Annotated in this window: 26 protein-coding genes; 7 read left to right on the forward strand and 19 right to left on the reverse strand. The window is 65.6% G+C overall.

Annotated features, from left to right (window positions below; translation table 11 throughout):
- Positions 1 to 352 precede the first annotated feature (352 nt).
- The 11 genes from DY201_RS21080 to DY201_RS21130 all read right to left on the reverse strand — a co-directional run bounded on the left by DY201_RS21080 (position 353) and on the right by DY201_RS21130 (position 11,124).
- Positions 353 to 3,091: a DUF2339 domain-containing protein gene (locus DY201_RS21080; protein ID WP_115732902.1), complete on the reverse strand. Its 2,739-nt coding sequence runs from the start codon at positions 3,089 to 3,091 to the stop codon at positions 353 to 355.
- A 26-nt stretch (positions 3,092 to 3,117) separates the two neighbouring features.
- The gene (locus DY201_RS21085; RefSeq protein ID WP_115732903.1) at positions 3,118 to 3,636 is read right to left on the reverse strand and encodes a PaaI family thioesterase; all 519 of its coding nucleotides are present in this window, start codon (positions 3,634 to 3,636) and stop codon (positions 3,118 to 3,120) included.
- Positions 3,633 to 4,409 (reverse strand): DNA repair protein RecO, encoded by a 777-nt coding sequence (recO, locus tag DY201_RS21090; protein WP_115732904.1) that lies wholly within the window; start codon positions 4,407 to 4,409, stop codon positions 3,633 to 3,635. The genes DY201_RS21085 and recO overlap by 4 nt, the downstream gene beginning before the upstream one ends.
- Positions 4,410 to 4,490: 81 nt before the next feature.
- A complete protein-coding gene (locus DY201_RS21095) occupies positions 4,491 to 5,672 on the reverse strand; it encodes an MFS transporter (RefSeq protein ID WP_115732905.1) in 1,182 nt (393 codons plus the stop codon).
- Positions 5,673 to 5,822: 150 nt separating this feature from the next.
- Entirely contained in the window at positions 5,823 to 6,155 is a 333-nt protein-coding gene (locus tag DY201_RS21100) for an SH3 domain-containing protein (protein WP_131922210.1), read from the reverse strand.
- 122 nt (positions 6,156 to 6,277) lie between these two features.
- Positions 6,278 to 7,630, reverse strand: coding sequence for a PepSY-associated TM helix domain-containing protein (locus DY201_RS21105; RefSeq protein ID WP_115732907.1), 1,353 nt, complete (start codon positions 7,628 to 7,630; stop codon positions 6,278 to 6,280).
- A 54-nt stretch (positions 7,631 to 7,684) separates the two neighbouring features.
- On the reverse strand, positions 7,685 to 8,086 hold the full coding sequence (locus DY201_RS21110; RefSeq protein ID WP_115732908.1) for a DUF2946 family protein: 402 nt from the start codon (positions 8,084 to 8,086) through the stop codon (positions 7,685 to 7,687).
- Between the two features lie 57 nt (positions 8,087 to 8,143).
- Positions 8,144 to 9,463 carry an MFS transporter gene (locus tag DY201_RS21115; RefSeq protein WP_115732909.1) on the reverse strand — a complete coding sequence of 440 codons (1,320 nt, stop codon included), beginning with the start codon at positions 9,461 to 9,463 and terminating at the stop codon, positions 8,144 to 8,146.
- 70 nt (positions 9,464 to 9,533) lie between these two features.
- Positions 9,534 to 9,815 carry a metal-sensing transcriptional repressor gene (locus DY201_RS21120; RefSeq protein WP_115732910.1) on the reverse strand — a complete coding sequence of 94 codons (282 nt, stop codon included), beginning with the start codon at positions 9,813 to 9,815 and terminating at the stop codon, positions 9,534 to 9,536.
- A 71-nt stretch (positions 9,816 to 9,886) separates the two neighbouring features.
- Positions 9,887 to 10,030, reverse strand: a complete 144-nt coding sequence (locus tag DY201_RS29570; RefSeq protein WP_245432060.1) for a hypothetical protein — start codon at positions 10,028 to 10,030, stop codon at positions 9,887 to 9,889.
- A gap of 185 nt (positions 10,031 to 10,215) precedes the next feature.
- Positions 10,216 to 11,124, reverse strand: a complete 909-nt coding sequence (locus DY201_RS21130; RefSeq protein WP_115732911.1) for an SDR family oxidoreductase — start codon at positions 11,122 to 11,124, stop codon at positions 10,216 to 10,218.
- Between the two features lie 90 nt (positions 11,125 to 11,214).
- On the opposite strand from DY201_RS21130, the gene DY201_RS21135 reads away from it, so the two are divergent.
- The gene (locus DY201_RS21135; protein WP_115732912.1) at positions 11,215 to 11,790 is read left to right on the forward strand and encodes a TetR/AcrR family transcriptional regulator; all 576 of its coding nucleotides are present in this window, start codon (positions 11,215 to 11,217) and stop codon (positions 11,788 to 11,790) included.
- A gap of 12 nt (positions 11,791 to 11,802) precedes the next feature.
- On the opposite strand, the gene DY201_RS21140 is transcribed toward DY201_RS21135, so the two are convergent.
- Positions 11,803 to 12,033 (reverse strand): DUF4287 domain-containing protein, encoded by a 231-nt coding sequence (locus DY201_RS21140; protein ID WP_115732913.1) that lies wholly within the window; start codon positions 12,031 to 12,033, stop codon positions 11,803 to 11,805.
- Between the two features lie 29 nt (positions 12,034 to 12,062).
- Positions 12,063 to 12,977 carry a DMT family transporter gene (locus tag DY201_RS21145; protein WP_115732914.1) on the reverse strand — a complete coding sequence of 305 codons (915 nt, stop codon included), beginning with the start codon at positions 12,975 to 12,977 and terminating at the stop codon, positions 12,063 to 12,065.
- Positions 12,978 to 13,027: 50 nt separating this feature from the next.
- Between DY201_RS21145 and DY201_RS21150 the strand changes: the two genes are divergently transcribed.
- A complete protein-coding gene (locus DY201_RS21150) occupies positions 13,028 to 13,579 on the forward strand; it encodes a MarR family transcriptional regulator (protein WP_115732915.1) in 552 nt (183 codons plus the stop codon).
- Between the two features lie 45 nt (positions 13,580 to 13,624).
- On the forward strand, positions 13,625 to 14,647 hold the full coding sequence (locus tag DY201_RS21155) for a serine hydrolase domain-containing protein (protein WP_207904321.1): 1,023 nt from the start codon (positions 13,625 to 13,627) through the stop codon (positions 14,645 to 14,647).
- Between the two features lie 94 nt (positions 14,648 to 14,741).
- Here DY201_RS21155 and DY201_RS21160 read toward each other — a convergent pair whose 3' ends face one another.
- Entirely contained in the window at positions 14,742 to 15,470 is a 729-nt protein-coding gene (locus DY201_RS21160) for a GNAT family N-acetyltransferase (RefSeq protein WP_115732916.1), read from the reverse strand.
- A 242-nt stretch (positions 15,471 to 15,712) separates the two neighbouring features.
- Here DY201_RS21160 and DY201_RS21165 point away from each other — a divergent pair, with 242 nt between their 5' ends.
- Together DY201_RS21165 and DY201_RS21170 are read left to right on the forward strand one after the other, a co-directional pair.
- Positions 15,713 to 16,345 (forward strand): LysE family translocator, encoded by a 633-nt coding sequence (locus tag DY201_RS21165; RefSeq protein ID WP_115732917.1) that lies wholly within the window; start codon positions 15,713 to 15,715, stop codon positions 16,343 to 16,345.
- A gap of 47 nt (positions 16,346 to 16,392) precedes the next feature.
- Entirely contained in the window at positions 16,393 to 17,052 is a 660-nt protein-coding gene (locus DY201_RS21170) for a pentapeptide repeat-containing protein (RefSeq protein ID WP_115732918.1), read from the forward strand.
- 10 nt (positions 17,053 to 17,062) lie between these two features.
- On the opposite strand, the gene DY201_RS21175 is transcribed toward DY201_RS21170, so the two are convergent.
- Positions 17,063 to 17,674, reverse strand: a complete 612-nt coding sequence (locus DY201_RS21175; RefSeq protein WP_115732919.1) for an NAD(P)H-dependent oxidoreductase — start codon at positions 17,672 to 17,674, stop codon at positions 17,063 to 17,065.
- A gap of 106 nt (positions 17,675 to 17,780) precedes the next feature.
- Between DY201_RS21175 and DY201_RS21180 the strand changes: the two genes are divergently transcribed.
- The gene (locus DY201_RS21180; protein WP_425358741.1) at positions 17,781 to 18,374 is read left to right on the forward strand and encodes a TetR/AcrR family transcriptional regulator; all 594 of its coding nucleotides are present in this window, start codon (positions 17,781 to 17,783) and stop codon (positions 18,372 to 18,374) included.
- A 55-nt stretch (positions 18,375 to 18,429) separates the two neighbouring features.
- On the opposite strand, the gene DY201_RS21185 is transcribed toward DY201_RS21180, so the two are convergent.
- Positions 18,430 to 19,650: an MFS transporter gene (locus DY201_RS21185; protein ID WP_115732921.1), complete on the reverse strand. Its 1,221-nt coding sequence runs from the start codon at positions 19,648 to 19,650 to the stop codon at positions 18,430 to 18,432.
- A 69-nt stretch (positions 19,651 to 19,719) separates the two neighbouring features.
- On the opposite strand from DY201_RS21185, the gene DY201_RS21190 reads away from it, so the two are divergent.
- Positions 19,720 to 20,169, forward strand: a complete 450-nt coding sequence (locus tag DY201_RS21190; protein WP_115732922.1) for a helix-turn-helix domain-containing protein — start codon at positions 19,720 to 19,722, stop codon at positions 20,167 to 20,169.
- Positions 20,170 to 20,281: 112 nt separating this feature from the next.
- Here DY201_RS21190 and DY201_RS21195 read toward each other — a convergent pair whose 3' ends face one another.
- The 3 genes from DY201_RS21195 to DY201_RS29575 are packed head-to-tail and all read right to left on the reverse strand — an operon-like array spanning position 20,282 to position 21,331.
- Positions 20,282 to 20,596 (reverse strand): response regulator, encoded by a 315-nt coding sequence (locus tag DY201_RS21195; RefSeq protein ID WP_115732923.1) that lies wholly within the window; start codon positions 20,594 to 20,596, stop codon positions 20,282 to 20,284.
- Positions 20,597 to 20,607: 11 nt separating this feature from the next.
- Complete coding sequence (locus tag DY201_RS21200; protein WP_245432061.1) at positions 20,608 to 21,183, reverse strand: sensor histidine kinase; 576 nt, start codon at positions 21,181 to 21,183, stop codon at positions 20,608 to 20,610.
- 7 nt (positions 21,184 to 21,190) lie between these two features.
- Positions 21,191 to 21,331 (reverse strand): hypothetical protein, encoded by a 141-nt coding sequence (locus tag DY201_RS29575; protein WP_245432062.1) that lies wholly within the window; start codon positions 21,329 to 21,331, stop codon positions 21,191 to 21,193.
- Positions 21,332 to 21,717: the final 386 nt, after the last annotated feature.

Consider the following 21,717-nt stretch of genomic DNA (forward strand, 5'->3'; position numbering starts at 1 on the left):
GTGGGGCTGCGAAGCAATAGCCTCGCAGCCCGTTGACGGGGCCTCGACGCAGCGGCAACGGGGGGAGAACCCGCCGGCCAAGTCCCGTGCACCATATCATTGGTTGCGAGCGTAACCTGAGCCTTCTGCATTGCAGCAACATTGCATCGAATATAATAAAATCAATTATTTAGCGGTAACTTTTCGGTAATCTTCATTAAGCCTTTCTTGCGTTTGGGCGTGCGGAAACGTGACGGCCGAGCGCAAGCCGACATGGCATCCACCGCTGCGGCCAGCGCTGAAAAGCGCTCCAAGAAAATGGCCTGCCGGGAGATGAGGCCGGCGCTGACACGCCGACCTCATCCAGCACATCTCAGCGCGCCGCGCGTGTCAGCAGGCGCTGGTAGAACAGGCCGATGCCGATCAGCACCCCGCCCAGGCCGATGAAGGACAGCGCCCGCAGCACGCCTTCCAGCTCGGACATGTCGAACAGGAACACCTTGGCCACGGCGATCGAGATCAGCGCTGCCGAGGCAATGCGCAGGATCTGCGATTTCAGCGTCACGCCGGCAACCAGCAGGCCGACGCCCATCGCCAGCCACAGCGCCGAATAGCTGTAGGTCTCGACCTGGCCGAGCCCGGCCCACAGGCCGATATGCTCGCCCTGGAACAGGCGCCTGACCGAAAGCGTGGCATAGGCAAAGACCAGCAGTGCGGCGACCAGCGCCAGCATCGCCGAATACCATTGCGGCCGCTTGTTGCGGGCATAAAGCGCAAGGCCGGCGGCGGCCGCCGCCGGCAGCAGATAGGCGAGGAACAGAAGGTTGAAGAAGGGGATGCCGCCGGTGCTCTCATTGGTGAACAGCGGATTGAGCACCAGGAAGTGCTGGCCGACGATCGACAGCACCGACACCACGCCGATGCCGAGAGAGCCGTAGCGGAGCACCGGGCTCGGCGAGCGCATGTCGAGCGCCACCAGCATCGCGCCGCCGCCAAGCGCGATCAGCGTGTAGATCGCCTGTTCGGCCAGCGTCGGCACATCGGAGGTGATGACGCCGCCATTCATGGCATGGCGCACCAGCATCGCCAGCGTCAAAAGCGCAAACAGTGCCGCCACCGCCTCCATCACCAGTCGCGGCCGGCCATTGGTGGTGCGCGCCAGTTGCCAGGCGGCAAAGCCGAAGGCGAGTGCCGGGATGCCGTAGCCCGGCAGCAGCCAGTTGAAGACAGGCGTTCGTCCCAGCACGTCGGCGCCGACGATGGTCGGGTCGAAGGCGATGCGCGCCAGCACGGCAATGGCTGCAGCGACGCTCAGCCAGCCGAGCACCGGATAGAGGCGCTGCCTGGTCGCCAGCGCCGGCAGGGCGGCGGCAACGCCCAGCAGCACCGTGGTCCAGCCCGAACCGAAGCCCATATGCAGGGCAAGCAGCAGTGCCACCCCTGCCCCGCCGAAGGCGAAAGACACGGCCGGCCCGCCGGTCAGCGGCGGCTGCTCGCCGCGGGCGATCCATTCGCCACCGGCGACAAAGGCGGCAACCATGACGACAGCCAGAAGCGCGCGCAGAAGATCGCGGTCGGGGTTGCCGTAAGCGAGCCAGAGCGAGAACAGCACCGCCAGCGGCACCGCAACGCCCCATCCGGCCCAGGAAGCTGCACGCCAGGGCGCTGCAACAACCTGGCGGCGCGCGTTCCACAGGCCGGCACCCGCAAAGACCAGTCCAAGCAGCCAGCCGATCGGCGTCAGCGACGAGCCGGCGACCTCGATCGGCAGGCCCTCGACGGTCAGCGCGCCTATCGGCAGGTCGAGATCGAAGGTGCCGCCCAGCGCGTTGCGCAGATAGACCAGCACTGCGGCGATGCCCGCGGCAAACAGCAAGGACAGCGCCGCGGGGCGGTAGAGCGCCACCGCCAGCATGCCGAGCAGAAGGACCGCGCCGCGCAACGGTCCGCCAAGCGAGGCATAGGTCGGGTGGATGAACAGCACGATAGCGGTCACCGCGACGAAGAAGGCCGGCACCATCGACGGCCAGTCGAGTGCGGCCGGATCGTCGTCGCGGCCGAGCCATAGCAGCGCCAGGGCTGCGAGCGTCACCGCGCTGATGAACAGCACGATGGTGAAGCTCGCCAGCGGCGCGTCGGCAAGATAGAGCAGCGTCCACAGGCCGGTGCCGATGAAGGCAGCCCCCATCAGCAGCGACCAGCGGCGGGTGCGGGCAACCGCGGTCGTCGCCACCAGCACGATGGCGAGATAGCCGAACAGCGCCCAGTAGTTCGGCGCCGTCGACGCCACCAGCACCGGCGTCACCATCGAGCCGAGCAGCCCGAGGCCGGCCAGCGCCTGGCCATGGGCAAGGGCCGCAGCAATGGTGGCGACACCGACGATGCCCAGAAGCCCGAAGGCCGGACCGGCGCCGATGAAACCATAGATGCCGTGCGCTGCGTAGATGGCGCCGAACAAGGTGAAGGCGCCTGCCGCCGTCAGGATCGCGGGTATGTAGGCATTGCCTCCATTCTGGATCGGCACGCGGTAGCCGGTGCGGCGGATGAATTCGCCGCCGCCGACCAGCACCAACCCGAGCAGCGCTGCCATGCTGAGGCGCAGGCCGGGGCCGAAGATGCCGGATTCGATGGAATAGCGGATCAGGAACACGGCGCCGAAGGCGAGCGCCAGGCCACCGACCCACACTGCCCAGCGTGTGCCGAGTGCCGTCTCGATGTCGGGCGTGGCGCGCGCCGCAGCCTGCGCCGGTTCGGCGGCCGCTGGCGCGCCGCTCCATGGTCCCGACGAGGTCGCATCCGCTTCCGCATTCGCCGCTACGGGCAATTCTTCGGCTGGCGCTGCCTCTGGCGAGGCTGCCGCTGCCGTGACAGCTTCCGCCACGGTGGGCTGATCGGCCATTTCTGCAGCCGTCGCCTCCGGCAAGGCCGCCTCGCTCACCGTCTCGACCCCGACCTCCGCCGCCTTGGCGGCGGGCGCAGGCACGGCGCCCGAAAGCACCAGCGAACGCAGCGCGCCCAACTCGCGCTCGAGCAGGCCGAGCCGGCTCTGCTGCTTCGAAATGATGATGAACAGCGCCACGATGGCGATGACGCCCAAAAGGCTCTCAAGCATGGCCGTTCCCCCTCAGATTGGCCGGCTCACCGCGCCGCCAGATTGGCGACGGGAAAGATCGAACATGTTTCGGTGCCGAAGGCCAGCAGCTTGCCGTCCTTGTCCTTCAGCGTCGCTTCCGACACGGCAAGCGTGCGGCCCTTGTGGATGACCCTGCCCTCGCAGACCACTTCGCCTGTTTTGGGCGTGATCGGCCGGGTCAGGTTCACCTTGAACTCGACCGTCGTGTAGGCCTCGCCCTTGTCCAGCGTGCTGTGCACGGCGCAGCCCAGCGCCGAGTCGAGCAAGGTCGCGGCCCAGCCGCCATGCACCGAACCGAGCGGATTGAGGTGGCGTTCGCCGGGCAGGCCACGAAACACCGCGCGCCCCGCTTCCACTTCGGTCAGGCCGAAATTCATCACTGCTGCGATCGGCGGCGCGGGATAAAGCCCGTCGACGACACGCTGCAACAATTCGGCGCCGGAATAGAGATGCACGTCCTCATGCGGGATCGTGCCCAGGCCAAGCGGAGAAACGAGGCCGGGGAACAGTTCGACGTCGCTCATGCGGCAGTGTCTCCATGGGAAATCGCGCCGGGCGAAATGGCCCGGGCAGCGTGGTATTTCCGCAGCGCCGTCAAGAGCCCGCCGCGTGCATCCGGCGGCTCGATGCCACGCGGCTCGTAGACATGGCGGGCAAAGAAGAAACTCGACAGCCGAAAGGCATCATCGATGGCCTTGAGGTCGGCGCCCTGCCGCGCCCCGCGCTGCAGGAACGGCGGCAGCGGCAAGAGCTTGTCGCGCCATGGTTCACCGGCCGTGCGCGATACGGCACGGCCCGATTTCGGCGAGACATAGGTCAATTCCTCGAGCGCGCCGGTGGCGGCGCATTCGGTAAGGTCGAGGCCGAAGCCGAGTTCGTCCAGCACCAGAAGCTCGAAACGCACGACAAGTTCGCCGACCGCGTCAGCATCGTTGAGATGCTCGATCAGGATCGCCAGCGTCTCGTAGAGGCCGACATGCGGGTCCCGCTCGGGCAACAGCCGGAGATGGGCGGCAAGGGTCTGCAACGCATAGACGGCGATCGCACTGTCGATCAGCCTGGCGGCATTGAGCTCGATCGGCTCGGCCTGGAAGGTGCCGAGATGCTCGTCGAGGCGGGCGCGCCAGATCAGCTCGACGCGGTTGCCGGCCTGCAGCACCGGCTGCTGCTTGCGCGAGCGGCCGCCGCGCACAAGGCCGAGATGCCGGCCATGCGCGCGCGTCATCACCTCCAGCACGGCAGAGGTTTCGCCATGCCTGCGGGTGCCGAGGATGATTCCTTCGTCGCGCCACTCCATGGCCGGACCATCAGCCGGTTGGACGGCGAAATCAAGAACTATGGCTGGCCAAGACGGTTGGCCGGAACCAGGCCCGGCGGCTCAGCGCTCGGGCAGCGGCGGGATCAGTGCCAGCAGCAGCAACGCGCCCAGCACCAGTGCCGCTGCGGCGAGCGCCAGCGGCAACAGGCCAAGCGTGATGAAGGGCGCGACCACTGCCGTGCCGGCCGCCGTCGTGCCGAGGATGGCGACAACCACGAGGGCTGCGCCGCGGGCATCGTCGCCATGCGCGGCAACCACGGCGCGGTGGAAGCCGGGCGGACCACGGAAGCCGAGACCGAAGTTGAACGGCACGAACAGTGCGGTCACCACCAGCGTGCTCGCCCCGCCGAACAGCGCATAGGCGAGCATCGCCACGCCGCCGAGGGCTGAAAGTGCAGTGCCGAACCAGATCATCCGTTCGGCGCCGAAACGCGCCGTCAGCCTGCCGGTGGCATTGGCGGCAACGATGAAGGTGGCGATGCCGGTCAGTTGCATGGCGATGAAATCGCTGAGCCCTGCGCCAAGGGCCGCGACGAACACCGTCGGTGCGGCAAAGACGATGACCAGCAGCGCGCCGAGCGTGAAGGCGTGGCTCACCGCATAACGCAGGAAGGTGGCGTTGCGCAGCAGATGGGCATAGCCGCCGCTGCGGCGGCCGCTGACGACAGCGGGCAGGTGCCGCCCGAGCGTGGCGACGGCCGCGGCAAGCAGCAGCGCCAGTGCGGCGATGACCTCGAACGAGGCATTCCAGCCGGCGACCGACAGCAGCCAGACACCGGCTACCGGCGCCAAGGCAGGGGTCAGCGATTCGATGCTTCCGAGCAGGCCGAGCTTGCCTATGGCGCGCTCGTCGCCATAGAGCGCGCGGATCATGCCCGGCGCGAAGACGGCGGCTGCCGCGCCGGCGGCACCCTGCAGGAAGCGCAGCGCGATCAGCATCTCGAGCGAGACGCTGAAGCCGGCCAGCGCCGAGACCAGGCCATAGGCGACAAGCGAGCCGACCAGCAGGCGGCGCTGGTCGTAGCGCGCGCCGAGCGAGCCGAAGACAAGCAGGCCCAGGGCTGCGCCGGTGACGAATGCCGCCAGCACGAACTGCGCCTGGGCATAGGTGCCGCCCAGCACCTCGGGCAGGCTCGGCACGGCCGGCAGCACGAGGTCGGTGCCGGCGATGCCGAGCACGGTGCTTGTCACGATGAGCGCAAACGCGATGCCTGCATGGCCGCCATGCTTGCCGGTGGTCATTGTTTTTCCAGTCTTGAGTGGGGCCAGTCTCGCGGTTGGGCCAGTCTTGGATCGTGGGCTTTTTTTCGGGACGGCGTCAGTGCCCCATGACAGGCCGTGGGTCAAGCAAAGCCGGTTGGTCCAGGTTTCCGGCGCGCCCGGCGTGAGCTGTCAGGGGCAGTCGCTGTCGCGGACGAAACGCGCCTTGACCCAGCCCTTGATGGTGCGGTCGCCATTGTAATGGGTGACGGGGCACCAGCGGCTCGCCCATGGCGCGCCCGCCGGCTGGCAAGCGCCATCAAGGTGGATGATGCCGTGCGTCTGCGGCGGCAGCACGTCGACGATGCGGGCATTGGCCGAGGGCCTTGCCCGCATGTTGAGCGCATCATTGCTGGCGACATTGACCACCACCAGGCAGCCCGGTCCAGATGTCGCCATGACAGGCGTGGCGATGGTGAGCGTAAGCAGTGCTGCCAGAAATGCTCCCCGAAATGCTCTCGGCATGTTCGTCCTCGCTTGCTGCCCCGGCCGATGACGCCGGCAGATGAGCTTAGCCCGGCCACCCGCCAGCGCCAAGGCGGCCGCCACCGATCAAGCGGCGGCCGCCCCCTGTCAGGCAAAGCATGTCAGGCGAAGCGTGGCCGCATCACCCGCATTCCCGCCCAGTCGAGCGCCAGCATCACCAAAAGCGAGATGCCGACGAGCGGAAAGGCGATGCCGCCAATGGCGAGGATGGCGATCAGCCCGCGGAACACTTTTGGATCCTCAGGCAGCGGCGGCACACCGAGAGAGCCGGCCGGACGGCGCTTCCACCACATCACCGCAGCCGACACGGCCAGCAGCACGATGCCGAGGCAGGCACCAAGCAGCACAAGCTGGTTGGCGAGCCCGAACTCCTGGCCCATATGCACGGAGATGCCCCATTCCATCCATTTGCCACCCAGGCCGTAGTCGGCAAAACCCATGTCGATCAAAGGCTGGCCGCTATACTGGTCGAGATGGATCACCCGCTGCTCGGCCGCGTCGTCGGGATAGACCGAGCCGGTGTAGACGCCTTCCGGCTTGCCCGGGATCGCCACCGCATAGCCGCGATGCAGTCCAAGCCTGTCGAACGCCTCCACAGCCTTGTTCAGCCCGATCGGCGTGCCCACGGCTACGGACGATTCCGGCAGCCTAGCCTGTTCCAGCGACCACGACGTTTTCGAGACATGGTCGAGATGTTCGCCCGACATCGGCACGTCGACGCGCACACCCGAGGGGTAGCCGAAATTGCTGCCATTGGCCCATTCATTGACCTTCTCGCCCCAGACGCCCGACCAGGGCATGCCTGTTATCGCCAGGAAGACGATGAAGAAGCCGACGAACAGCCCGGTCACCGCATGCAGATCGCGCCAGAACATGCGGTTCTTCGGCTTGCCGCGTACCGAAACGACGCCGCCCTTCTTGCCGCGCGGCCACCAGAGATAGATGCCGGTGCCGACAAGCAGGATCGACCAGCCGCCGGCAAGCTCGATCAGCAGGCGCGCGGTGTCGCCGAAATATTTCAGGCTGTGCAGGTAACGGATGGTCCACATGACGGTGCCGCGGTCGGGCAAGGCGCCCAGCACCGCCCCGCTATAGGGGTTCACATAGACGGCGAGCTTGCCGAAATCGGCCGACGCGACGGTGATTTCGACCGAACTCTCGGGCGTTGCCGGATCAAGATATTTCACCGCCGTGCCGGGATAGTTGGCAGTTGCGGCATCGACCATGACCTCGGGCGTTACCTTGGTCTGCTCGACGGTCACGCGCTTGAGGTCGGAGTAGACTGATGTGTCGATCTCGTCCTTGAACAGATAGAGCGCGCCTGTGACGGCGAGCGTGATCATGAAGGGCAGCACCATCAGCCCGGCATAGAAGTGCCAGCGCCAGACGGCGCGGTAGAGGTTGGACGCGGAGCGCGCAACGGCGTTCTCCCGTCCGAGTGTCGTATCGGACATTGTTGTCTCCATATCAGTGGAAGTGCCGGCCGGAACGGCCCGCAGGTTTCGACGTCAGACGGAGAAAGGCGGAGGCGCCCTCGCCTCGGCAATCAGGCCGCGTTGGCCTTGGGGCGCAGGCCGCCTTTGTTCGGCAACGACTGCGCCATGCACTTCCGGCCGATCGAGGATGAAGGCGAGCTGTTCGCCCGGCAGACCGGGCGCCGCAGCGACAGCCAGCTGGCAGAGCGTGCCGCAGGGACATTCGGCCGGGCTGCGGGCGGGCTGCTTGTCGCCGCCGGCCGGGCCCATGCCGTCCATGGTGCAGATGACGCCGAGCGGGTCGGCGGCGGAGGCGGCCATGGCGCCGGAGGCGGCGCCCGAAAGCAGCGCCTGGAAAAGCAGCATGAAGGCGATCATGCCGGCGATGGCGCCAGCCGACAGCCTGTCCCGCAAAATGCGCCGCATGCTCTTCATGTCAGCGCCATGCCACAATGCCGCCGCAAAGTCACTGCGGCACGAGCGCTTGGCGCGTCAGCCGTGGCGCGGCCACTGCTGGTGCAACGTGTCGATGACGAAGCCATGCGCATGGTGGTGGCCGAGGCGATGCCCGCCCTCGGCCCAGTGCGGGTCGTCGTCGGCAAGGCCGTGATGGTGATGGTCGAGGACATCGGGGTCCGATGACGGCCACAGCACCAGCGCCGCGGCAACCGCGGCTGCCGCAATGCCGGCCAGTATGACGAAGGTCATGGGCAGGCCGACCGAGACACCGAGCCAGCCGGCCAGCGGATAGGTGATCAGCCAGCAGGCATGCGACAGCGCAAACTGCGCGGCAAACAGCGCCGGCCGGTCCTCGGCGCGCGACGAGCGCCGGAGCAAGCGGCCCGCCGGTGTCTGCGCCATCGAATAGCCGAGGCCGAGCATGAACCACAGCGGCAACAGCGTGGCAAAGCCCTGCAGCAGCGTGCCGGAAACGAGCCCCAGCGCCAGCAGCGAAATGCCTGCCAGCATGATCGAGCGGTCCTGCATCCGGTCGAGAATCCTGGGCAGCATCAGTGCCGCCGTCATCGAGCCGGCGCCATAGGCGGCGAGCGCAAAAGCGGTCGCCTTCTGCGTCAGGCCATATTCGCCCTGCACGATGACGACGGTGTTGACGATCACCATCGCGCCGGAGGCCGCCACCGCCATGCTGACCGCCAGCAGCCCCTGCAGCCGCGGCGTCGCCAGATAGATCTTCAGGCCCCTGGTGGTGCGCTCATAGATGCCGCGCGGCACAGACAGCTTCGCGCTCGGCAATGTCACCGAGACCACCAGAGCGGCAGAGGCCAGGAAGCCTATGACCGTGCCGGCGAAGAGTTCGTGGAAGCTGACCACCGTCAGCAGTGCGGCCGCCAGGATGGGGCTGACGAGGCTCTCGAGATCATAAGCAAGCCGGGTCAATGACAGCGCCCTTGTATAGTCCTTCTCGTCGGGCAGCACGTCGGGGATCGTCGCCTGGAATGCCGGGGTGAAGCCGGCCGAGGCCGACTGCAGGACGAAGATCAGCACATAGACCTGCCAGACCTCGGTGACGAAGGGCAGAAGCAGCACCACCGCCGCGCGCACGAGGTCGAGGCAGACAAGCATCGAACGCCTGGGCAGCCGCTCGGCGAAGGCAGCGGCAACGGGTGCTACGAGGACGAAGGCGATCATCTTGATCGCCAGCGCGGTGCCGAGCACGACCCCGGCATCGGGCCCGGCCAGCTCATAGGCCAGCAGGCCGAGCGCGACGGTGGCAAGACCGGTGCCGATCAGCGCGATCAGCTGCGCCGCAAACAGATGGCGGTAGGTGCGGTTGGACAGGATCTGAAGCATGGGGCGGGCTCTGGCGGTTTCAGGCACTCCGGGCACAGCGACCGGCGCATGGCCGGCGGCGAACAGCTGCTCAGAGGTACTTGGTGATTTCCTTGAACTCGTCGATCGACTGGCGCTGCGCGCGCGGCAGGGCTCCGACCGCGTCCTCCAGGCAATGGTCGAGATGATCCTGGATCAGCGTTCGCTTGGCCTGGCCGACGGCCTTTTCGACGGCATGAAGCTGCTGGGCGATGTCGAGGCATGGCCTGCCCGCCTCGATCATGGCGATGATGCCGCGCAGATGGCCCTCGGCCCGCTTCAGCCGCTTGACCGTGGCGGGATGGGAGGCGTGGGGATGAGCATGTTCCGTCATACCCAATTGCTATCCCCCTGGAGGGGATATGGTCAAGGCCCGCCCCGTGCGAAAATTCCTGGCCTGCCCGCTCACCAGCCGCGGAACCTTGGCCGGAAATCGAGCCCGCCACTTGTGGTGAGGAGCTGATCGCCATCGAACCAGGCGGACGTGGCGCAGGCGTGATTGGGCAGGATGCGCAGCATCGTGCCGACTGGCATGTCGGGAAGTTTCATCCCGCTGCCCGGCCGGGCAGCGATGACGCCGTGCTCCTTGGGTGGTCGCGATCACGATCAGGCCGTCGAGCACCCGCCCCTCGATGATTCTGCCGCCGACCGCATCCCCGCTCCGCAGCGTGCGCCCCTGGCCGACGTCGGCCATGCGGTCGACGTCGGCGCCGGAACGCGGAAACCACACCGCCTCAGCGATAACCTGTGGTATCGGCCGGCTTGCCGGCATCCTGCACCTCGACGACATAGGGCCAGGCATTGGGCCGGGAGCCGTCGAGGTCGGTGAAACCATAGACCTGGGCCAGGCCGCCGCTCGACAGCGACTGGCCGTTCCAGCGCGCCAATTCGGGGTCGGCCGCAAGGGCCGCCACGGCACGGCCAACGAAGCGCGGCGTCTCGGAGATGGCGAAATGCGGAACATTCTCGAGCGCGTCGCGCCAGTTGGCTTCGGTGACGCCGAAATGCTCCAGCATCATTTCCGAGCGCAGCCAGCCCGGCGTGATCGCCACCGAGCTCGCGCCATGCGGCGCCAGGTCCCTGGCATGCGCCCAGGCCATGCGCAGCACCGCCGCCTTGCACAGGTCGTAGAAGGGCGATAGGCGGTAGTTCACCGCATTGTATTCCGCCGTGCCGTCGGTGACCTCGACCAGCAGCCCGCCCGGTTTCTCGATCATCAGCGGCAAGGCGTGATGAGCCGTGATCAGATGGGTGTCGATGGACAGCCGCAGCATCTTGAGGCCATTGTCGAGATCGTGATCCCACACCGGCTTGTTCCACTCGAACAGCTTCTCGCCGCCCCAGATGTCGTTGACCAGTATGTCGAGCCGGCCCTCGTCCTTGCGGATGCGGGCAACGAGGGCGCGGACCTCGTCGGAAACGAGATGGTCGACGCGCACCGCGATGCCCTTGCCGCCAACCGCATCGATGGTCTCGGCGGTTTCCTCGATCGTCTCCGGCCGCTGGTATTCGGACTGGTGGTCACGCGTCGTCCGCCCGGTGACGTAGACGGTGGCGCCGGCCGCGCCCAGTTCCGTGGCAATGCCCCTGCCCGCGCCGCGGCTACCGCCGGCAACGAGCGCTACTTTTCCTTGCAGTGTCATCGATCTCTCCCGAGAGTGTTTCTTTCGCAGGCTGGTAATCGGCTTCGAAGCGATATATAAATGAATATTCGTTTATAAATAAAGGTCAAGATGCCCCGCCGCAAAACCCTGTCCGACGAAGAGGTCCTGGTCGCCGCCTCGCGGCTGCTGCATGAGCATGGCCCCGACGCCCTCACCTTCGAAAGCCTGGGGCGCGCCTGCGGCCTGTCGCCGGCGACATTGGTGCAGCGCTTCAGGACAAAGGCCAAGCTCAAGCAGGCAACGCTTCTGCATGCCTGGGACGGGCTCGACGCCAAGACGGCGGCGCTCGCCGCCTCGACGCCGAAAACGCCCGAGGGTGCAATCGCCTTGCTTGTCGGCCTGTCGGATTATGGCGGCATCGAAACCTATGCCGAAGGTCTCTTGGTGCTGCGCGAGGATCTGCGCGATCCAGCACTCCGGGCGCGCGGCGCTGCCTGGAAAGCGGCGTTGTCGGCCGCCCTCGACGAGCGCTTCACAGCTGTTGCCGCAGCGCCCCAAGGCATCGGCCTGTTGATGGCCTCGCAGTGGCAAGGCTCGCTTTTGTGGTGGGGCTTCGACCCGCAGGGCCGGGTCGAGGATTTCGTCGCCGCCAGCCTGCGCGGTTTCGTGGCGGCGGTGCTGGCCGAGCCGGTGACGGCCGGCTGACCTCGCCAGCCGCTACTTGTCGCCCGGCTTCTTCTTGCCGCTCAACAGCGCATAGACGGCCATCGAATGACCGTGGCCAAGGCCGAACTCGTCGCGCAGCCATTCGATGATCTGACCGGCCTTCACGCCAGCTTTCAGCTTGCCGGCGTCGGAAAATCCCTTGCCGTCGGCGAGTGCTGCCAATTCTTCCGGTCCCTTGCCGGTCTTGGTCTTGATGGTGTCGAGATAAGCCTGGAAGGACATGGTGTTTTCCTCGTTGAAGATTGAATTGATCAGGCGCGCTTGCGGTTGGCCAGCACGCCGCCGGCGATGATTGCGACCAGGCCCAAGACCGAAAGCACAGTCAGCACGTCGTTGAACAGCATTGCCGCCAGCACCACACCGAAGCCCGTGCCCCAATAGCCGAGCTGGCTGAAGAACACCGGCCCGCCGATTTCCTGCAGGCGGAAATTGAGCAGGTAGGAGGTAGCAGAGGTGGCGACCATGCAGCCGATCCAGAACAGGATATCGCGATCGAAAAAGACCCAGCTCGACGGCGCCTCGAAGAACGGCGCCACCAGCGCCACCATCAGGCTCGAGCTCAACAGGATGCCGCAGGAGAAGGCGAGCGCCGACGAGCCCTTGGGCCAGTAAGCCGTGCGGATGATGTTGCCGGCGGCGGCACAGGCCGGAACGATGATGCCGAGCAGCACCCAGACAGTCTGCGAGAAGTCGATCTCGGCCAGTTGCTGCTGCACCAGTGCGGCCATGCCGGCGAGGCCGATCAGGATGCCGGCGAAGCGCCTCAAATACATGCGCTCGATGCCGAGCCCGGCAGCAAAGCTCATCGTCAAGAGCGGCGACAGCGAATAGACCGTCGAGGTGTAGGCCGGCCCGACGCGATCGACGATGTAGTAGCCGAGCACCGTCGGCACGGTGAAGCTGACGATGCCGAGCACCAGATAGAGCACGAGATGGCTGCGCTCGCGCGGAATGCCCTGCCCGGAGGCGGCGAGCAGCGGCAACAGCACCATGCCCGCGCCGGCATTGGCGACCAGCGCCAGCTGGAATGGCTGCATGCCGGCATTCAGCGCCGCCTTGGAGATCATGATGCGGGTGGCAAAGACCAAGCCGCACAAGGCCAGCAGGATCAGCGGCGAGCGCGCGGCGTAGGACACCGGCAGACGAAGAACTTCCTGTTGCGTCATGGTCAACCCCGAGATATCTTAGTGCTAAGATAAATAGCGGAACTATCTTAGTGTCAAGACATCTCGACGAAAATAATGGGGAGTTGGCCGGCGACGGCCTGCAGGACGGCATCGACGCGCGCCGGGCGCAATGGGCCAAGGAACTGCCCCATCTCGACACGCGCGGCATGGCGATCCTGGGTCGCGCCCGCTGGATCACGCTCGCTGCCCGCCCCAAGATCGAAGCGATCTTCGCCTCCTACGGGCTCGACACCGGCGAGGCCGACGTGCTGTTCACGCTGCTGCGCTCGGGCACCCCCTATCGGCTGCGCCCGACCGAGCTCTACAAGTCGATGATGATCTCGTCGGGCGGCGTCACCAACCGCATCGCCAAGCTGCTCAAGGCGGGCCTCGTCAGGCAGGTCGCCTCCGACGGCGACGGCCGCAGCCTGCCGGTCGAACTGACCGAAGAAGGCCTTGCTCGCGCCCGCGAGGCGTTCGAGGCAGACATGGCGGTCGAGACGCTGATGCTCGAAAGCCTGACCTGGGACGAGCAGGCGCAACTGGCCAGACTGTTGCGCAAACTGGCGCTATCCCTCGGCAGCACCGCCGCACCAGAGTGACGCCAGCGAATCGTGCCGCGGGCGCACTGCCGCGTGAGGAATGGAATGAACCGAAAAGAGCTTGTCGAACTTGTCCAACAGCAGCAGATCCCGCTGGCACTCTACGCCACCGGCATGGGCGTGGAGCGGCCCTGGGCCACTGCATCAGGCATGGCCGACGAACAAGCCGGCCGGCCGATGTCGGTCGACACGCCGCTCAGGGTCGCCAGCAACACCAAGACCTTCGTTGCCGCAACCATCCTTCGCTTCTGGGAACGCGGGCTCATCGATCTGGACGGCCCGATCGCACAGCAGATCGACCCGCTGTTCAACGCGTTGCTCGCTGCCGCCGGCTACCGCACCGACAGGATCACCGTTCGCCACCTGCTGAACCACAGCGGCGGGCTGGTCGACCACACCGACGACCCCGAATTCTTTGCCACCGTCATACGCGAGCCGCAGCGTTTGTGGACGCGCGAAGAGCAGGTTCGCCTGGGCGCCAAATTCTCGGCGCCGCTCAGCGAACCGGGCACGCGCTTCAGCTATTCCGACACCGGCTACATCCTGCTTGGCGACATCGTCGAGCGCATTTCGGGCACGACGCTTGCGGCAGCCGTCCGGCGCGAGATGAAGTTCGACCGGCTCGGCCTGACCTCGTCGTGGTGGGAGATATCGGAGCCGCAGCCGCCGCACAGCCAGCCGCGGGCGCGCCAGTTCTTCGGCGATGTCGATGCCACGGGGATCAGCGCCTCGATGGACCTCTATGGCGGCGGCGGGCTGGTGATGTCCGTGCGCGACCTCGCCACCTTCTTTGCAGCGCTGTTCGAAGGCCATGTCTTCGACAGCCCCGACACGTTGCGCGAAATGCAAGGCAGGCATGAAGGCGCCCATGGCTATCGCCTCGGCATGGCAGTCGAAACCGTCGGCGGCGCGGAGGTCTATTCGCATCTCGGCTTCTGGGGCACCGCGGCCTATTACGCGCCTGCCCAAGGCATCGCTGTCGCCGGCTTCGCCATCAGGCGCGAGGCGCGCGACACGCTGGTGTCGGTCATCCGCCAGCTGCTTGCCGCCGAAGGCTGGCATGGCTGACCCCGCCGCCGGCTGTGAGCCATTTTACTCGAGCCGACGGGGGCCGGGCTGGTCCGCTTTCGCTAGCCGGCCAGTATGAGGATCGGCGCCGGGATCAGACGGCTGAATCGGGCGAAACCACCTCCCAGGTGCCGAACAGTTCGAGGCCCGCCTTGCCGGCAAGCAGGATCGACGCCGCATTGTCGAGCTGGCATCGGTACTGCGGCTCATATCCCAGGTCCCAGGCGTGCCGGCTGATCGAACGCACCACCTTGCGTGCGTGGCCCTTGCCCCTGTAGGCCTCGAGCGTCAGCACGCCGAGATCGGCGACGCGACCGTCCATCCAGGGATACATGCTGCCGGCGCAGACAAGGCGATCCTGCTCGAAGGAACCGAACACCAGCCAGTGGTCAAGTTCGACCGAGGCACCATCGAGGTCCTGCTCCGACGCCTGCGCCCGGAAGCCTGAGAACAGCGCCGCGTCCTCGGCGCCCAGACGCCTCGGCCCGGCGACCGGCTCATCCAGTGCCAGCCGCTTCTTCTCCGCTTCGGTGAAATGATAGATGCGGTCGGCGCCATGCAGCACCACACCCGCCTCATCAAGGGCGTGGCGAAAGCCGGCGATGGACAGGCCCTGCCGCTTGCGCAGGCCAGCCTTGAGCGCAAGCTCTGGCGTCAGCACCGCCATGGCCCGTCCATCTATAGTCTCCATCACCATGACCCTGCAGTCCTTATCGAGATCAGGGTCGGCGGCGACAGTAAAATTGTCGTCGCTGTAGAGAATGTCGCCGTTGAGAAACTGCGCCCGCCAAAAATCTACGATCGTCTGCGAAAAATATGACATGATGAATACTCGTTCTCGTCTGGACGAGCGTGAGCGCGGAAAGTGCAGCCTCGCGATTCTCACGACTTCGTGAAGCAAGCCGTAGCCAGCAAAAACCGGCAAATATGCGGCATAACAGCGCTTCGCGATCGCTGGACCAAATATAGGCCGGGCTGGCCGACGGGTTTCGCCTACCGAACGGCCGCGCCCTGTGCGAATTTGCCGGCAAGGGTCGCGCCATTTTGATGCGACGGGAGCCTGCCATGCCATCAGCCGAACTGTTGATCGCCTTTGCCGCCACCACCGCGATCTTCGCCTTCATGCCGGGCCCGGCCATGCTCTACGCCGCTGCCCAGACGCTGGCGCGCGGGCGCTGGTCGGGACTGATGGCAGCACTCGGCATCCATCTTGGCGGCTATGTCCATGTCATTGCCGCCGCCGCCGGCCTGTCGGTGCTGTTCCATGCCGTGCCGCTGGCCTACACGATCGTCAAGCTTGCCGGTGCCGGCTATCTCGTCTGGCTTGGCATCTCGCTGTTCCGCGCCAAGGCGCAAGGCGACGGCGACCTGCCCGCCATCGAGCCGAAATCCGCCCGACGCGCCTTCGTCGAAAGCATCGCCGTCGAGGTGCTCAACCCGAAGACGGCGATCTTCTTCATGGCCTTCCTGCCGCAATTCATCGACGCTTCGGCTGCATTCCCGGTCTGGCTGCAGTTCTTCATCCTGGGCACGGTGGTCAACGCGATGTTCACCACCGCCGACGTCGTCGGCGTCATGCTGGCGGGCGCAATGATCGGCAGGCTCAAGCGTTCGCGCCGCGCCCAGCGGCTGATGCAGCGCGCCGGCGGCGCGGTACTCGTCGGCCTTGGCGTCCACGTCGCCCTGCAGAGAAGCTGACCGGCCCGACATCTCAGCCGACCCGCGACAAGGCAGTTTCGAAAACCATGCTAGCCGACCAGCCCGCAACCGCCCTCGCCGAGCAATTCGCTCAGGGGCAGCGCTCCTTCACCGGCCTGCAACTGGCCGGAAGCGATCTGTCGCGGCTCGACCTCAGCGGCTGCGAATTCGCCGACTGCAATTTGACGGGTGCCGACCTGTCGGCGGCGACGCTCACCGACACGAGTTGGGTCAGCTGTCGCATGGCGGGCGCCAAACTTGCGTCGATCGACGGCGTCGATGTGAGGCTGCACAATTGCGACCTCTCCAACACCGACTGGACGCGCGCGCGGCTCAACGGCTCGAAATTCAGCCAGAGCAAGCTGACGGGCGCGAACTTCGCCGCCTGCACATTCATCGGCGCCGACTTTCAGGAATGTCGGCTGGTCAGCGCCTTGCTGCCCACGATCTCATTCAGGCGCAAAACCCTCAGACATCTCGATTTCAGCGACGCCGAGCTGACGGGCTGCGATTTTCGCGAGGCGATCTTCGACAATTGCAGCCTGCGCGGCGCCAGCATGCGCTCCTGCCGCTTCGAAGGTGCCGACCTGCGCGGCTGCGACCTTGGCCCGCTGAAGCTCAACGAGGCGGCGATCCTCAAGGGTGCTGCGATCTCGAAAAGCCAGGCCACCGAGCTGTTGCGCGCCCTCGGCCTGCTGGTGCTGTAGCGCTCCGCTTTCACGCCGCCTCGGTCCGGCTTTGTCTTGCTGCTTCGAACAGCGTGCGGCCGATGGCACGCGCCACGTCCAGATGCTCGGCCGGTCCCTGCGTTTCGCTGTCGAGCATAAGCTCCGATGTGGCGACCGCGGCACCGACATAGTCGAAGATGCCGTGGTCGATCTGCATCTTCATCGCGCCGAAATAGCCGTGCCGGGCATAGGTCCGCGTGGTCGCGCCGCCGATGGCGACGAGATGCACGTCGAGGTGGCGCAACCGCTTGACCGGCTTGATGCCGGCACCTTCGTCATAAGCCCAGCCATTGGCGAAGACGCGGTCGATCCAGCCCTTGAGCAAAGCCGGCATCGACCACCAGTAGACGGGATAGACCAGCACCAGCGTGTCGGCGCCGTCGATCCGCGCCTGCTCGGCCGCGACGTCGGCCGCCGGCGCCACTTCCCTGCGGTGAACGGCAAGATCGGTTGCGGTGTAGCGCGGATCGAAGCCTTCCCCGGCAATGTCGGCAATCTCCGATGTGTGTCCGGCCAGCCTTACCCCTTCGGCGATTTGCGCTGCGATGCCGTGGCTGAGCGACTTCGGATCGGGATGGGCGACGACGATAAGCGCGTGCATGTCGAGATTCCTGTTTCGTGGTTGCGGGCAAGGGTCAGAGCTTATATACTTTTTGTAACCTACTTCTAGTATATACTTTTGGTACATTATGACGTCAAGCGTTGAAATGCCTGAACCGCAGCCACGTCGGCGCCTGTCGCGGGAGGACCGGCGACGGCAACTCATCGAGGTCGCCTGGCAGGTCATCCGCGCGGACGGCACCGAAGCGCTCACCCTGCCCCGGCTTGCCGAGCAGGCGAGTGTGGCAAAACCCGTCGTCTACGATCATTTCGCCACACGGCCCGCCTTGCTCGCAGCACTGTATCAGGAGTTCGACAGGCACCAGACCGCTCTGATGGACGCGGCCTTCCAGGCGAGCGAGCCGACCCTGCCGAGCCGGGCGATGGTCATCGCCGCGTCTTATGTCGACTGCGTGCTCGAACAGGGCCGCGAGATCCCCGGGGTGATCTCGGCCCTTGCGGGCTCGCCGGAGCTGGCCAAGGTCAAGCGCGACTACGAGGCGATCTTCATGGAGAAGTGTCGGACCCTGCTTGCCCCGTTCGCGCCGGCCGGCACTATCGCCTCATCGGGCCTTCTGGCGATGCTGGGCGCGGCCGAAGCGCTGTCCTTCGCCGCGGCAAGCGGAGACATCACGGCCACTGACGCCAAGGACGAGCTGTTCCAGTCCATCCTCGCCATGGTCGCCAGAAACGCCCGATGATGCCGCGGCGGCGGCACCGCCGCCCGCCGCTTCACCGGCATGACCGAGGATAATCTCAGCCTTCACTGGGGCGCCTGCGGGCCCGCGCCGCAGCGCCGGCGGCACCAGCCGCGATCGCCATCGCCGCGAGAAGCAGTGCCGTTGCGCCGAACAGCGCGCCATAGCCATGCCTTGCAATCAGCGGTGTGACCAGCAGTGGCGAAATGAACTGGCCGATGAAGATCGACGCCGTCAGCACGCCGCCGCTCAGGCCCCTGCGCCGCAGCGGCGCAAGGTTCAAGGTCAGCGCAACGAAGCTCGGCGAAACCAGCGCATAACCAGCCCCGATCGAAGCCGCCGCCGCAAACAGCGTCGGCGTCGTTTCAGCCAGGAGCAGCAGCAGAAAGCCGAGCGCCATCGCGGCATAGCCGATGAGGAAGATGCCGGCATAACCCGTGACGCGCTGCACCCTGGGATATATGAGTGCGAAGCTGCCGCCGGACAGCATCACCGTGCCGAGGATCGCGCCGGTCATCATCGCGGCGTCATATCCCTTCGCGTCGAGGAAGAACGACATCTGCGTCGGCATGACGAAGAAGATCATGTTGGTGAGCGCCTGCAGCAGCACCAGCAGCGACAGCAGCACCACCCATGACGGATGCCCGGCGGCGTCACTTGTTGCCTTGGCATCCGTTGCCTGCAAACGCCGGGGCGGATCGACAATGACCATCCACATCAGGGGCAGGAAGACCAGGGCGAGGCCATAGATGGCGAAGGGCCAGCGCGGCGACATCGCCGCCACCCATCCAGCAAGCGAGATGAAGACCAGGCCGCCGAAATTGCGCGCCGAGATCTGCAGCCCGGTCATGGCGCTGCGCCTGTCGCCGCTGAAATAGTCGCCGACAAGGGCGGTCTGCGCCGTCATGATCAGTGCCACCGCCACCCCGAGAACGAGGCGACTGATGAAGATGCTGGGCAGGTCGGGCAGGACCAATCCGGCGCATCCGGCAACCGCAAACAGGATCACACCCCAAAGCAGCAGCAGACGGCGGCCGAACCGGTCCACCGCCAAGCCGGCGAAAGGCGCGAACAAGGCGACGCTGAGCGACGGCGCCGGCACCAGCAGCCGGGTCAGCATCGCCGCGTTCGGATCGGCTGCAAACAGCCGCTCGAGCCCCGGCAGCGCCGGGCTGATCGTCGCATTGGCCATGGTGGTAAGCGATGCGGCGAGCAGCAGTGCCACCGCCCGCCCATCCAGCCAGACCGGTCTTTCCAGTGTTTGTTGAATGACTTGCATGATTTTTCCCTCTTGCTGAATTCGATCGATAGGCAGAGCCTACGAATTCAAGCCAACTTGAGGTCAAGCATGCATTTTCTGGATATTGGCGAGGTCGTCGAACGCACTGGCGTGCCGCCGTCGACGCTGCGCTATTACGAAGAGATCGGCCTGATCCGTTCGGTGGCGCGGCATGGCCTGCGGCGACAGTTCGACCATGACGTGCTGATGAAACTGTCGCTCATCGGCATGGGCAAGGCAGCCGGCTTCACGCTGCCCGAGATATCGGCCATGTTCGGCAGCGATGACCGCCCCGACATTCCGCGCGACCAACTGCACGCCAAGGCCAAGGAGCTGGAACGCCAGATCATCGAGCTCAGGATGCTGCGCGACGTCATCCGCCACGTCGCCGACTGCCCGGCGCCGTCGCATATGGAGTGCCCGAGCTTTCGCAAACTGCTGAAGTCGACGACGACTGCACCTGTCAGCCGTTCGCCGAAACCACCGCCGGCACGGGCCAGGTCCGCACGCCAACGCTAGCCTGCTGATGTGGCGTGGGCAGCGGCTGCGCATGCTGGCCGTCCAGGGACCCAACAGGACGCCAGCTCTTTTTCAGAGCAGCAGTGGGCGCGGCGTTTCCTGATTTTGCCGGTCAGCCTGACAGCAGGTGGGCAAACATCTCGGCCAGTTCCTTGTCCATGAACGGCTTCTTCAGGACCGGCCGATCGCGGTAGCCGTCCTTCATGTGGCCGCTATAGCCCGTCGAAAAGACGAAAGGTACGCCGCGCGCGGCGAGCGCGTCGGCCACGACATAGGTGTTGTCGCCATTCAGGTTCATGTCCACCATGGCGGCATCGAAATCATGCGCCGTGATGAGGGCAAGCGCCTGCTCGACCGTGGCGGCAGCGATCACCGACACGCAGCCGAGGTCGGCCAGCATGTCTTCGATCATGAGGAGGACGAGCATCACAAAGCAGCCTATTCATCGCGAACACCACAGGCGGCAGGAAAGTCCATCGTGCAGACAAGGCCTTCCACCCGGTAGTCGAGATCGACCGCGCCATCCAGTTCGTGTGCCAGGCCGCGCTCCAGGACCCGCGAGCCAAAACCCTTTCTGGACGGTGGCATGACCGGCGGACCGTCCTTCTCCTGCCAGCGCACGACAAGCCGACCGCCCTCAGGCGAGGGCTTGATCGTCCATGAAATCAGGACGGACCCAACATTGTTGGAAAACGCGCCGTATTTTACCGCATTGGTCGCAAGTTCATGGAAGGCGATGCCCAGTGCCAGGGTAACCTTGGGTGAGACGCGGATGTTGCTGCCGGTGATGACAACGTGCTGCGACCTGCCATTTGCGATCCCGAACGGCTCCAGGGCTGCCTTGATCAGATCGAGCAACCCCGCACCTTCCCAGTTCTCGCGGGTCAACAGGTCATGCGACCGTGAGAGCGCAAAGAGGCGCGACTCGATGGAGTCCCTGATCACGTCGGGATTGGAAGTGTTTCGCAGCGCCTGCCAGACAATCGACTGCACAGTGGCAAGCGTATTCTTCACCCGATGACTAGAACTCGCTGCCGTTCTTTCGGCGGTAGCAGATTTCCGAGCCGCCATTGGCGTCGCCCGCGAAAGTGGCTTCGATGCGCGCCAGAGAATCGAGGTCGGTGCCGCCCGCGATCAGGAAGTTGAAGCTTTGGCCGAGCAACTCGTCACGCGAATATCCGGTCAGAGCCTCCGAAAGCTCTCGACTTCAGCTCCGGCGACCTTTTGGCCTTCGGATTTGATTACTGGTTCAGCCATGCCTCAACTTCATTCGATTGGCGGCAGGCAGCAGCTAACGGGCAACGTTTGGAGCCGTGCGGAGTTGTTGATGCGAGTGCGAGCACGAGGCTATGACCTGCGTCGCTGACGTCTTGCCGAACAAGAAGCGCAAAATTACCGCCACGCCCGCTCTTGAAAGCGTTGATTAATACCAGCGACCGCGGCCAAACCAGCCGCCGCCCAGCAGAACAAGTACGATAAGGATGATGAGAAGAGTGGTGGTATCCATGTCAGTCTCCTGGGAGTGCTCGTGCACCTCACGGAGCGGTG

Origin of the sequence: Aminobacter aminovorans (assembly GCF_900445235.1) — a bacterium.
Taxonomy (GTDB): Bacteria; Pseudomonadota; Alphaproteobacteria; order Rhizobiales; family Rhizobiaceae; genus Aminobacter; species Aminobacter aminovorans.

What these genes read in the sequence shown, in the direction of transcription:
- DY201_RS21100 (WP_131922210.1), bottom strand. Translation starts at nt 6,155, where the DNA reads ATGCCGAGAGCATTTCGGGGAGCATTTCTGGCAGCACTGCTTACGCTC.
- DY201_RS21155 (WP_207904321.1), top strand. Translation starts at nt 13,625, where the DNA reads ATGAACCGAAAAGAGCTTGTCGAACTTGTCCAACAGCAGCAGATCCCG.
- DY201_RS21190 (WP_115732922.1), top strand. Translation starts at nt 19,720, where the DNA reads ATGCATTTTCTGGATATTGGCGAGGTCGTCGAACGCACTGGCGTGCCG.
- DY201_RS21120 (WP_115732910.1), bottom strand. Translation starts at nt 9,815, where the DNA reads ATGACGGAACATGCTCATCCCCACGCCTCCCATCCCGCCACGGTCAAG.
- DY201_RS21145 (WP_115732914.1), bottom strand. Translation starts at nt 12,977, where the DNA reads ATGACGCAACAGGAAGTTCTTCGTCTGCCGGTGTCCTACGCCGCGCGC.
- DY201_RS21080 (WP_115732902.1), bottom strand. Translation starts at nt 3,091, where the DNA reads ATGCTTGAGAGCCTTTTGGGCGTCATCGCCATCGTGGCGCTGTTCATC.
- DY201_RS21195 (WP_115732923.1), bottom strand. Translation starts at nt 20,596, where the DNA reads ATGCTCGTCCTCCTCATGATCGAAGACATGCTGGCCGACCTCGGCTGC.
- DY201_RS21185 (WP_115732921.1), bottom strand. Translation starts at nt 19,650, where the DNA reads ATGCAAGTCATTCAACAAACACTGGAAAGACCGGTCTGGCTGGATGGG.
- DY201_RS21085 (WP_115732903.1), bottom strand. Translation starts at nt 3,636, where the DNA reads ATGAGCGACGTCGAACTGTTCCCCGGCCTCGTTTCTCCGCTTGGCCTG.
- DY201_RS21130 (WP_115732911.1), bottom strand. Translation starts at nt 11,124, where the DNA reads ATGACACTGCAAGGAAAAGTAGCGCTCGTTGCCGGCGGTAGCCGCGGC.
- DY201_RS21165 (WP_115732917.1), top strand. Translation starts at nt 15,713, where the DNA reads ATGCCATCAGCCGAACTGTTGATCGCCTTTGCCGCCACCACCGCGATC.
- DY201_RS21180 (WP_425358741.1), top strand. Translation starts at nt 17,781, where the DNA reads ATGCCTGAACCGCAGCCACGTCGGCGCCTGTCGCGGGAGGACCGGCGA.
- DY201_RS21170 (WP_115732918.1), top strand. Translation starts at nt 16,393, where the DNA reads ATGCTAGCCGACCAGCCCGCAACCGCCCTCGCCGAGCAATTCGCTCAG.
- DY201_RS21095 (WP_115732905.1), bottom strand. Translation starts at nt 5,672, where the DNA reads ATGACCACCGGCAAGCATGGCGGCCATGCAGGCATCGCGTTTGCGCTC.
- DY201_RS21160 (WP_115732916.1), bottom strand. Translation starts at nt 15,470, where the DNA reads ATGTCATATTTTTCGCAGACGATCGTAGATTTTTGGCGGGCGCAGTTT.
- DY201_RS21105 (WP_115732907.1), bottom strand. Translation starts at nt 7,630, where the DNA reads ATGTCCGATACGACACTCGGACGGGAGAACGCCGTTGCGCGCTCCGCG.
- DY201_RS21115 (WP_115732909.1), bottom strand. Translation starts at nt 9,463, where the DNA reads ATGCTTCAGATCCTGTCCAACCGCACCTACCGCCATCTGTTTGCGGCG.
- DY201_RS21135 (WP_115732912.1), top strand. Translation starts at nt 11,215, where the DNA reads ATGCCCCGCCGCAAAACCCTGTCCGACGAAGAGGTCCTGGTCGCCGCC.
- DY201_RS21140 (WP_115732913.1), bottom strand. Translation starts at nt 12,033, where the DNA reads ATGTCCTTCCAGGCTTATCTCGACACCATCAAGACCAAGACCGGCAAG.
- DY201_RS21175 (WP_115732919.1), bottom strand. Translation starts at nt 17,674, where the DNA reads ATGCACGCGCTTATCGTCGTCGCCCATCCCGATCCGAAGTCGCTCAGC.
- DY201_RS29570 (WP_245432060.1), bottom strand. Translation starts at nt 10,030, where the DNA reads ATGAAACTTCCCGACATGCCAGTCGGCACGATGCTGCGCATCCTGCCC.
- recO (WP_115732904.1), bottom strand. Translation starts at nt 4,409, where the DNA reads ATGGAGTGGCGCGACGAAGGAATCATCCTCGGCACCCGCAGGCATGGC.
- DY201_RS21110 (WP_115732908.1), bottom strand. Translation starts at nt 8,086, where the DNA reads ATGAAGAGCATGCGGCGCATTTTGCGGGACAGGCTGTCGGCTGGCGCC.